Source organism: Pseudomonas sp. 32_A (assembly GCF_017490905.1).
In the GTDB taxonomy this organism is placed as follows: domain Bacteria; phylum Pseudomonadota; class Gammaproteobacteria; order Pseudomonadales; family Pseudomonadaceae; genus Aquipseudomonas; species Aquipseudomonas inefficax.
In genome coordinates this window covers 17,818-29,118 of the sequence record NZ_JAFGYI010000033.1, presented here as the reverse complement: position 1 = coordinate 29,118, position 11,301 = coordinate 17,818, and the positions used below count along the sequence as shown (strand labels likewise).

The 11,301-nt window shown below is 64.4% G+C and carries 1 protein-coding gene; it reads right to left on the bottom strand.

Going from position 1 to position 11,301, the window contains the following annotated elements; genetic code table 11:
- Nucleotides 1–20: 20 nt before the first annotated feature.
- On the bottom strand, nt 21–10,775 hold the full coding sequence (locus J5M58_RS19000) for a peroxidase family protein (protein WP_207879114.1): 10,755 nt from the start codon (nt 10,773–10,775) through the stop codon (nt 21–23).
- Between the last annotated feature and the right edge of the window lie 526 nt (nt 10,776–11,301).

The window sequence follows — 11,301 nt, the reverse complement described above, 5'->3', positions numbered from 1 at the left end:
TGTCACGTTTTCTCTGGCCCTCAACCTGCCAGGTTGAAGTCCGCTGCAGTCACTGTGGTTGCATCCGCCACTCCCACCAGGCGGATGGTGTCGGTACCGATGCTGACCAGCGTGTCATTGCCGACATCGGCGACGGTGACGTTGGCGGCAAAGGTGGCCGCGGTGATGTTGAAGGCAGCGATATCCATCCGGTCCTGCCCACCCTGTGCGACAGCGTCGAAGTTGATGATCAGGTCATTGCCGAAACCGGCAGCGAACTGGAAGACATCATTGCCATCAGTGGCCATCATCGTGTCGTTGCCGGCACCGCCGACGACGGTATCGTTACCCGCCCCACCGTTGAGGAAGTCATTGCCGGCACCACCCTGCAACGTGTCATTGCCAACGTCACCAAACAGCGTGTCGTTGCCGTCGCCACCCTGCAGCACATCGACGCCGTTGCCGCCATCAAGGTTGTCAGCGCCGGCTCCACCCAACAGGGTGTCGTTGCCGGTGTCCCCGAACAGCGAGTCATTACCGGCGCCGCCATCGAGGGTGTCGTTGCCAGCGCCACCGTTCAGGGTGTCAGTGCCCAGGCCGCCGATCAACTGGTCGTTGCCGGCATCGCCATTGAGCGTGTCGTTGCCTGCCGCGCCGGTGATGATGTTGGCCAGGCCATTCCCGGTACCGATGAAGTTGCCTGCCCCGATGTAGGTCAGGTTCTCCACGTTGGCACCCAGGGTGTAGCTGGCCGCTGTGGCACGTACGGTATCCGTACCAGCCGCCGTGGCCTCGACCACCACATCCCCGGCGTTATCCACCACATAGGTGTCGTTGCCCAGGCCACCGACCAGGCGGTCGATACCGGCACCGCCATTGAGCAGGTCGTTACCAGCACCACCCGTGATGGTGTTGGCCAGTGTGTTACCGGTACCGGTGAAGTTGCCTGCCCCGATAAAGGTCAGGTTTTCAACGTTGGCACCCAGGGTATAGCTGGCAAGGGTGGTCTGCACCAGGTCGACACCACCGTTCAGCGCCTCGCTCACGGTGTCGCCGAGGTTGTCGACCACGAAGGTGTCGTTGCCCGCACCGCCCACCATGGCATCCGCACCAAGCCCGCCGTTGAGGGTGTCGTTGCCGGCACCGCCGTCGAGGCTGTCGGGGTCGTTACCGCCATTGAGGATGTCGTTACCATCACCGCCGAACAGTTGATCGGCGCCGCCCAGGCCGTTGAGCACATCGTTGCCGCCCAGCCCCGAAAGCGTGTCGTTGCCCGCACCGCCGGTCAGGATGTTGGCCCCGGCAGTACCGACCAGCACCACGCTTGGTGGCGGTACCACCGCTGCAGTCGCGGCCGAGGTCAGCGACTCCTGGGCGCCGAATGCGTCGGTGTAGCTCACGACCACCCGCAACTGCCGGTTACCCTGCTCGAAGCCCGGGGTGAAGGTTGCAGCCGTGGCACCCGCGATGTTGCTGAAGGTGCCGCCAATGTTCTGCTGCCACTGGAATCTGAACGCGCCCAGCCCGTCCAGGTCGGCAATGCTGCCGGTGAGCGCGGTCAGCGTCTGGCCCTGGTCTGGCGTGGTATCGCTGATCAGCACGGCGCCGGTGGGTGCATCGTTGACGTTGGCTACCGGGTCGAGGATGTCGGAGGCGATGCTTTCCTGCACACCGAAGTCATCCACATAGCTGACCACCACCCGCATGTTCTGCCCCACCTGGTTCTGGGTAAGGAGGAAGGTGCTGTTGATCGCGCCAGCAATGTCGACCCAGCCGGTACCCCGGTTGGACTGCCACTGGAAGGTGAACCGCGGATTGCTCAGGCCGTCAGCGTCGACAATGGTTGCCGGGTTGGCGGTGAGCGTCTGGTTCTGCACCAGCGACCCGGTCACGGTAGGCCCGGCGGTCGGCGCGTTGTTCGGCGCCGAATCGACGATTTCCAGCGTGCCCTTGGTGTCCTGGTACACCGCGCGTACGCGGATGTTCTGCCCCGCCACATCGTCCGTGACCCGGTAGGTGGTACCGACCGCTCGCGAAACCTCGCCGGCAGCGACGAAGGTGATGTCTTCATAGACCCCCGAACCTGGCAGGGTCTCTACTTGCCAGTAGTACGCCACCGGGCCGGTGATCGCACCGGTCAGGTTGGTCGCGCTGACGTTGTCCGCGTCATGTACCGCCAGCGGGGTGACCCGCAGCAGCTGGCCGCTGACCGGTGTGTCGTCACGCACGCCAGTGGCAGCGTCAAGGATCACCAGGCTGCCGGTGGGGCCGGCGTTGACGGCAGTGCCCACACCGGAGGCTTGCGAGCCATCCGAGAACTGCAGGCGCTCGATGCCGGTCAGGCGATCGACACCATCACGACCGGCCACCGAATCGGTGACGATCACCGAGTTGCCATCGACTACCACGCTGTAGTCGGTGGCCACCCCCGAGAACACCGCTGTGTCGTAACTGTTGCTGCCGTTGAGGATTTCACGGACGATCACCAGCTGGCCCGGGTTGTAGGTACCCTTGAGCATCAGCGGCACCATCGGCTCCATGCTGTCGTAGCTGGCGATTTCCGGGCCGGTGCCGTCGCTGTTGGCGCGCACGCTGATGCGCACGTTCAGCCACTTGTCACCATCGAGGATATCGTCGCCGCCACGGCCTTCGATCAGGTCACTGCCGCTGCCACCGAGGATGATGTTGCCACCGTCGTAGAACGTCGCACCGGCGGCCAGCAGGCTGGACAGGCCATTGATCAGGCTGATGTTGGTCAGCACGCTGCCGTTGGCGCCATTGGTCGGCAAGGTGGCAGAGGTTTCGCTGTCACCACGCAGGAAGTCGCCATGGGCCGAGCCCGACAAGCCTTCCATGATGTCGAAGCGCACCAGCGCAGAGGCGCCCGAACCTGGTACCGGCGGTACATCGAAGAAGCGGTCGCTGAAGTCGGCAGTCACGCCCTGGGCCAGGCCCTTGAAGGTCGCCCAGTCATAGCCGGAACCACCGATGTAGCGGTCACCGAAGCCCAGGCTGCCGACCATGATGTCGTCGCCGCCTTCACCGTTGAACTTGTCGTTCTCGTTGCCACCGATGAACACGTCGTTGCCGATGATCGGGTCGTTGCCGAGCGGGTCGAAGTTGTCGCCAGGCGCACCGTCTGAGGTGCCCTTCTCGATCCAGTCGTCACCTTCGTTGCCCATGTCCTGCTCGTTGGCCTTGCTGCCCAGGATAAAGTCGTTGCCCTGGCCGCCAATGGCTTCGGAGGCGTCCTCACCGGTGACGATGAAGTCGTTGCCGAAACCGCCGATGATCAGGTTGACGCCATTACCGCCGTGCAGCACATCGTTGCCGTCGCCGCCCTGGATGTTGTCGTCACCCCCAATGTCGCTGATGATGTCGTCGCCGGTGCCACCGCGCAGCTGGTCGTTGCCGTAGCCGCCCTCGATGCGGTCGTTGCCGCCATCGCCCCAGACCGTGTCGTCACCCTCGCTGGACACCAGGATGTCGTCACCCTCGGTGCCGCCCAGCACGATGTGCTCGGCACCGGCATAGCGGATGTAGTTGGTGTCCGGGCCTGCCGTCAGCGGGCTGTCGCGGAACACCACCTGCTCGCCGTTTTCGCCCAGTGGGTCGAGGTTGCCCAGGCCTTCGTTGAACTGCTTGCTCTGGTCCACTTCCAGGTAGAAGCCCGGGTCGGAGAACACCAGGCCCGGCAAGTGGGTGGCCGAGGTGTTGGCCATGATCAGCTTGGCGAACGAGTTGCTTTCCAGCTCGGCGTTCATCGACAGGCCGGCGGTGCGCTCCAGGTAGTAGAAGCGGTCGCCGTCCTGCAGTTTCTCCATCTGGTTCTCGAACACGAAGTTGAAGGTGCTGCCGAGCATGCCGCCGAACGGGGTTTTCGCTTCGGCCAGGCCGCCGATCCACAGGTCGATGGCATCGACCCCGGTCACGGTCACTGCCCTCAGGTCATCGGCGGTACCCAGCACGCCATCCCTGCCAGGCAGCGTGACGTTGGCGTAGGCTCCGGTGCTGTTGAGGAAGTCCAGGCGGTCGGCTGGCGCGCCATCGCCACCGAATACCAGGGCCATGGCTGCCGCGCGTTTCTCCAGCAACGTGGTGGCCCCGGTGATGGTGCTGTGGGTGCCGTAGGCGGCGATGAAGTTGATCAGCGACTCCGGATGCTTCAGGTGCTGCACCAGGTCGACCCAGCTGGTGTACGGCTTGAGCTGGGTATCGCCGGTTTGCGCGTAGATGTCCCGGCGCACGGCGTTCAGCGAAGGGATACCGACGTCGCGACCACGGGCGATGTTGATCGCCGGCAGGTCCAGCGGCAGGCCGAGCAGGTTGTTGCGCAGCGCCTCGGTGACGAACTCGTCGATCTCGTTACCGGCCTGACGGGTGACCCCGCGCACGATGGCGCTGGTGGCATCCTCGGGGGTGACGCCACTGGCGGCATAGGCCAGCGGGTTGAGGAACGCCGCAATCAGGCCCAGTTGCTGGTCGGGGTTGGCGCTGGCCGGGTCCTGGATGACGTTGAAGTCGACATCGAAGCGGTCGACGGTTTCGGTCAGCATCGAGTGGCCGAAGCGGTACACGGTGTGGGCGAACTCGGCCACGATCGACGCATCGAGGTCGACGTCGTACACCTGGGTCGGCGCGAAGAACAGGTCGACCCGTGGTTGCACGGTACGGGCGAATTCCTCGAACACCAGGTGCTGGTACTGCATCTCGGTACCGAACTTGGCGGCCTGGAACAGCCGCTCGCCGTTCCACACCAGCGCGTCGATCTCGGCCTGACTGGCCGGCAGCGCGGTCAGCGGGTTGAGCAGCCACTCGTTGAGGAATGCCAGGTCGCCCGAATCGAGCACGGTGTCCATGGTCTGCGCCACCAGCCGGTTGTGCTCGGAGTGGAAGATCGCATGCACGGCAGTCAGGCCGATGTTCTCGTTGACCCGGCCGTCGCCGGCGATGTAGTGCGCATCGAGCAGTTCGTTGTCGTAGGCCAGGTTGGCGCCGGTCTGCGGGTTCACCGGCACGGCGTTGCCCACATCGGTATCGGCATCAGGCACCAGCACGCCATTGCTGAACACCGGCACGGCATTGTGGGCGATGTCGGCAAGGAACTGGTGACCGGTGCGTACGGCGTTGGTCAGGTCGATCGGCGCCAGCGGGTTGCCCTCGATCTGCTGGTCGTCAGCCGTGCCGGCAATGCCGTCAGCCCCTTTCATGATTACCATCGGGAAGCCGTTGGGCCCCTTGATGAAGTTGCCGTAGGCGTCGGTTGCCAGCAGCGGTACGTTGTCGACATCGGCGTCGGTCAGGTTGATGCCCAATATGTCGCGGGCCTGGGCCTTGACCACCTTCCAGGTCGCCATGCCGCCAATCTCGGTGTCGTCAGCGGTACCGTAGCGGCCATCGGCGCCCAGGTCCCGGTTGGTGATCAGCCGGCCGGTGGCGACAGGCCCGTCGTCGGTCAGCACATAGCCGCGCAGGAACACCTGGTGCGAAGGGTGCGAACTGTAGGTCTGGTTCTGGTCCACGAACGGCGTGGTGGTGTTGGTGTGCTCGTGAATGTCATCGGCGTTGCCGAGGATGCCATCCGGCCCGGGCAGGTTGGTGGCACGGGTCACCACCATGAAGTTGGTGAAACCGCCCTCCACGTACAGCGGGTCATCCGGTTGCAGCGGGATGTAGATGGTGCCCGAACCGCCCTTGGTAACCAGGTCCAGGCCGTGGTCGAAGAACTGCCCGAAGAAGGTCATCCAGGCGTTGAACGGCGCGGACAGACCGGCATCGGCAGCGGTGTTCTCGAACAGGTACACGTCGTGGTCGTCGCCGGTGCCGAACTGGCCGTCCAGGCCGGGGCTGGCGACGATGCGCACGCCGTCCTTGAGCACGTCGTCGTTGCCCACGGCTCCGAAGTTGAGCACACCGTCCGCACCCGGGTCATACGCGGTGGCATAGGCCGCCGGGTTGTTGGAAGTCTGGTCGACGACCAGGTTGCTGATGGTGCGTGGTTGCGAGTCGAACACCGGACCACTGGTCTGCTGATACGACGAGCCCGGAATGGCCGGCGAGCCGGGGCCGAAGAAGCCGGCCGGTGCACCTTCGGCCGGGTTGAACACCGGGTCGGTCACGCGCGGGAACACGTTGTCGGCAGCACCGTACTGGGTGTTGTTGATGCCGTTGAGGTTCATCAGGTTGTTGTTCGAGCCATCCACCGCCCGCAGGCCCAATGCCGAACGGATGTTGGGCAGCAGCGAGAGGATGTCTGCCCCGTTGGCGTCGGCCTCGGCGATCTTGATCTGGTCGAGGATGAAGTTGAGGTCGGAGCGCACCATGTGCAGGCCGGCGCCGCCGGCAGTGGCATCCACCACCGGTGTGGCCGGCGTGGGTACCACAGGCGCCCCCGGCTGGACCACGGTCGTGGGCTGCGAGAACAGCACTTCGGTGGTGCCGTGGGCGTCCTGGTACATTGCCTTGACCCGCAGGCTCAGCCCGGCCAGGTCTGGCGACACCTTGAAGTTGGTGCCATCGGCGCTCTGGAACGCCAGGTCGCCGGCCGGCAGCAGGATGATATCCTCGAACACACCACTGCCCGGGGTGGCCTCGACCTGCCAGTAGTAGGACACCGAGCGGTCGGCAAGCGTGCCCAGCGGGTTGCCGGCGCTGATGTTATCGGCATCCAGCACGCCGGCCACATTCACCGTCAGCATATCCCCCACGGTAATCGCACCGCCGTTGCCATCGGTGATGGCTGGGCTGCCGGTCGGCTGGGCGTTCAGCCCTTCGACCAGCACGCGCTGGCTGTCGGCGAACTGCAGGCGTTCGATGTGCAGCAGGGTATCGACGCCATCGCGCCCCGCCACGTTGTCGGTCACGGTCCACACATCGTCAGAGGTGTCGAGCGTACCTTTGGTGTTCTGCGTCACCGTGTACTCGCTCTGCACGCCGGAGAACACCGCCGTGTCGAACGCCGCACCGCCCGTGGAATTGCCGGGCAGGATTTCCCGCACGGCCTTGAGCTGGCCAGGGTTGTAGGTGCGGTCGAGCATGAACGGGATCATGTCGACCATGCTGTCGAAGCTGGCGATTTCAGGGCCGGTGTGATTGACGTCACCCGGGGCATAGACGGCAATGCGCACGTTGAGCCACTTGTCACCGTCGATCAGGTCATCGCCCCCACGGCCTTCGATCAGGTCGCTGCCGTTGCCGCCAAGCATGATGTTGCCGGTGGCAAAGCCGGTGGTCGGCAACCCGGCATCGGCCAGGAACTGCTGCAGGCCGCGGATCAGCGCAACGTTGGTCAACGCACTGCCGGTGGCACCACCGTGGTTGAGGATGGTCACGGCATCGACATTATCGCCCTTGAGCACATCGGCGAAGTTCGAACCGGACACGCCCTCGACCTCGGCAAAGCGGTCGAGGATGGAAGCCGGCGAGGCGCCGACCGGGTTGAAAACACCGGTGTTCTGGTTCGGAGCGTTGCCATGAGGCTGAGCCAGGGCGGCCAGGGTCAGGTCGACGGTGACGCCGACCTGGTCATTCTTGTTGGTAATCCAGTCGAAGCCGGACATGCCGTCCATCTTGTCCTGGGCATCGCTGCCGACAAAGATGTCGTCGCCGCCCTCACCGATCATCTCGTCGAAGCCACCGCCACCGACGAAGATGTCGTTGCCGATCACTTCGTCACCCAGCAGCGGCGCAAAGTTGTCGCCGGGCGCACCGTCCTGGGTACCCTTCTCGATCCAGTCGTCGCCCTCGTTGCCGGTCGGTGGCAGGTTGGTCTTGGCGCCGAGGATGAAGTCGTCACCCTGGCCGCCGAAGGTGGTGCTGATGTCTTCAGTGGTGATGATGAAGTCCTGGCCGTTGCCGCCCAGGATCAGGTTGCCGCCCACCAGCATGCTGCCGGCGACGATCACGTCGTTGCCGTCGTTGCCCTCCAGGCGGTTGTCGCCGAACGAATCGGTGATGATGTCATCACCGGCACCGCCCAGCACCGCGTCGTTGCCCGCACCGCCTTCCAGGGTGTCGTTGCCGGCGTCGCCGTAGACGGTATCGTCGCCCTCACCGGAGATGATGATGTCGTTGCCGGCGGTGCCGCCCAGCACCACGTGGTCTTCGCCGGTGTAATGCAGGAAGTTGGTGTCGGTGCCCACGGTATCGGGGTTGTCGCGAATCACCAGCGGCACCACTTCGACGCCGTTGATCATGATGCCGCCCGTCGGGTCAGCCCGGCCATCGACCCCCAGCCCGGTGAACTGGTTGGCCTGGTTCACCTCCAGGGTGAAGGTCGGTGTGAGGAACACGGTGTTGGACAGGTGGGCGACATCGGAGTTGAGCATGATCAGCTTGGCGAAGGAGTTGTTCTCCAGTTCGGTGCCGAAATTCATGCCCGCCGTACGCGCCAGGTAGTAGAACCGGTCGCCGTTCTGCAGCGCTTCCAGCTGGGTTTCGAAGACGAAGTTGAAGGTGGCGCCGAGCATGCCGCCGAATGGCATTTTCTGCTCGGCCAGGCCGCCGACCCAGAAGTCGATGTCATCGACACCGGTCACGGTCACCCCGCTGATGTCATCGGCGGTGCCGGGGATGCCGTCCGCGCCGGCCAGTGTCACATTGGCGTAGGCGCCGGTGCCGTTGAGGAAGTCCAGGCGGTCCGCTGGCGCGCCCTCACCGCCAAGCACCAGCGCCACGGCGGCGGCGCGCTTGGCCGCTTCGGTGTCCGCCCCGGTGATGGTGGCGTGGGTACCGTAGGCGGCGATGAAGTTGATCAGCGACGCCGGGTGCTTGAGATGGTCGGCAAAGTCGGCCCAGCTGATGTAAGGCTTGAGCTGGCTGTCGCCGGTCATCGCATAGAAATCGCGCCGCGCCTCGTTGAGGGTGGGGATGCCGGTGTCACGGCCACGGGCAATGTTCAGCGCGGGCAGGTCCAGCGGCAGGCCAAGCAGGTTGTTGCGCAGCGCCTCGGTGACGAACTCGTCGATTTCGTTGCCCAACTGACGGGTGACGCCACGGATGATCGCGCCGGCCGCTTCGTCGGCGGTGGCGCCACTGCCAGCGAAGGCCAGCGGGTTGAGGAAGGCAGCGATCAGGCCGAGCTGCGGGTCGCCGTCCACCGGGGCGAACGCCGGGTCGAAGCGGTCGACGGTTTCGGTCAGCATCGAGTGACCGAAGCGGTACACCACATGGGCGAACTCGGCGAGGATGGCCGGGTCGATCGAGGTGTCGTAGCCGTTGGGGGCAAGGAACTCGTCAATCTGCGGCTGGATGGTACGGGCGAACTCTTCGAACACCAGGTGCTGGTACTGCATCTCGGTGCCGAACTTGGCGGCCTGGAACAGCCGCTCGCCGTCCCATACCAGCGCGGCGATTTCGGCGGGCGTGGTGGGGATGGCAGCGACATCATCGATCAGCCACTGGTTGAGGAATGCCACGTCGCCGGAAGCCAACAGGGTGTCCTTGGTCTGCTGCACCAGGCGGTTGTGCTCGGAGTGGAACACGTGGTGCACGGCAGTCAGGCCGATGTTCTCGTTCACCCGGCCGTCGCCGGCGATGTAGTGGGCGTCGAGCAGTTCGTTGTCGTAGGTCAGGTTGTTGCCACCCGGCCCCACCGGCTGTGCGTTGCCCACGGCAGTATCGGCGTCGGCCTGCAGCACACCGTTCACGATCACCGGCGCGGCGTTGTGGGCGATGTCGTCAAGGAAGCCATGCCCGGTGCTCACGGCATTGGCCAGGCTGATCGGCGCGTCGCGGTTGCCTTCGACCAGCGTGGTGACGTCGTCGGCGGTACCGGCGATGCCGTCGGCGCCATTGTTGACGCGCATCACCACCTGCGGCATGCCGTTGGGCCCGCGCAGGAAGTTGCCGTAGGGGTCGGTGGCCAGCAGCGGCACACTGTGCACATCGGCATCGGTCAGGTTGATGCCGAGCAGGTCACGGGCCTGGGCCTTGACCACTGCCCAGGTGGCCATGCCACCGCTTTCGCCGTCGCCATCGTCGGCGGTGCCGAAGCGGCCATCGGCGCCCAGGTCACGGTTGGTGATGAGCCGCCCGGTGGTTACCGGGTCGCCTGCAGCATTGAGCGTGTATTCACGCAGGAACACCTGGTGCGAGGGGTGCGAACTGTAGGTCTGGCTCTGGTCGACGAACGGCGAGGTGGTGTTGGTCTGGCCATCGTCGGCGGTACCCACAACACCATCGGCGCCTGCGGTACGCACAGCCCGTGGCAGCACCATGAAGTTGGTCGGGCTGCCCTCGACGAACAGCGGGTCGTCCGGCTGCAGCGGGATGAACACGAAGTCGGTGCTGCTCTTGGTGACCAGGTCCAGGCCGTGGTCGAAGAACTGGCCGAAGAAGGTCATCCAGGCGTTGAAGCCGGCGGTCAGGCCGACGTCGGGCGACACGTTGGGGATGAAGAATACTTCCGTGTCGTCAGCGGTGCCGAACACCCCGTCGATGCCGGGGCTGATCACCGGGGCGGCGCCGCCATTGGCTTCGACCGCGGCCGGGTTGTTCGCCGTCTGGTCGACGATCAGGTTGCTGATGGTGCGCGGTTGCGAGTCGGTAACCGTGCCGGTGCCGGCATAGTCGCCGCTGAAGGATGGGCTGAGCAGGCGCAGGAACGAATTGTCGGCGGCGCCGAACTCGCTCTGCCCGGTCACCAGGTTGTTGTAGCTGCCGTCCACGGTACGCAGGCCGAACGGTACCTGGCTGTTGGGCAGCAGGTCGATCAGGCTGGTGCCATCGGCATGGGCTTCGGCGATGAAGATCTGCTGGAGGATGAACTCCAGGTCCGACTTGCTGAAATCTGCCATTTCAATTGCCCTCGATCTGTCGGGAGATGACTCAGGGCAACAGGGTCCTTCCCGCGCCCAGTCAGTGTGACGTGCGCAGTTTCTGATTCTGGGTTCTGGGGCAGTTGGGCACTACGGTGCTGTGTTGTCGCCACTGGCCTCATCGCCGGCAAGCCGGCTCCCACAGTAATGGCGGGAACCTTGTAAACGGTGCGATACAGGTAGGCACCGCACATGCATCGACCCCAGCTCGCAGAGGGTCCGAATACATCAGACTAAAGTCGCAGAAGAAAAGCTTGTCAATATCCCGTCAAAAAATTCGTTCGGTATTGATAACGCGATACAACTCGCTGTTTTTAATGGCACTTATGAAAAGTTCAAAGTCTTTATAGAGCGAAAAGATATTACCGAGTGTTTCAGTGCAACCTACGCTGCTGCATGTGGGAGCAACGCAGCGTTTTGGACCATTCGCCCTGAGAGCGACCCGCCTGCGAGCCGACCAGAAGCCACAACTACCGCTGTACGGGCCGCCGCAAGGGCTTCCCGA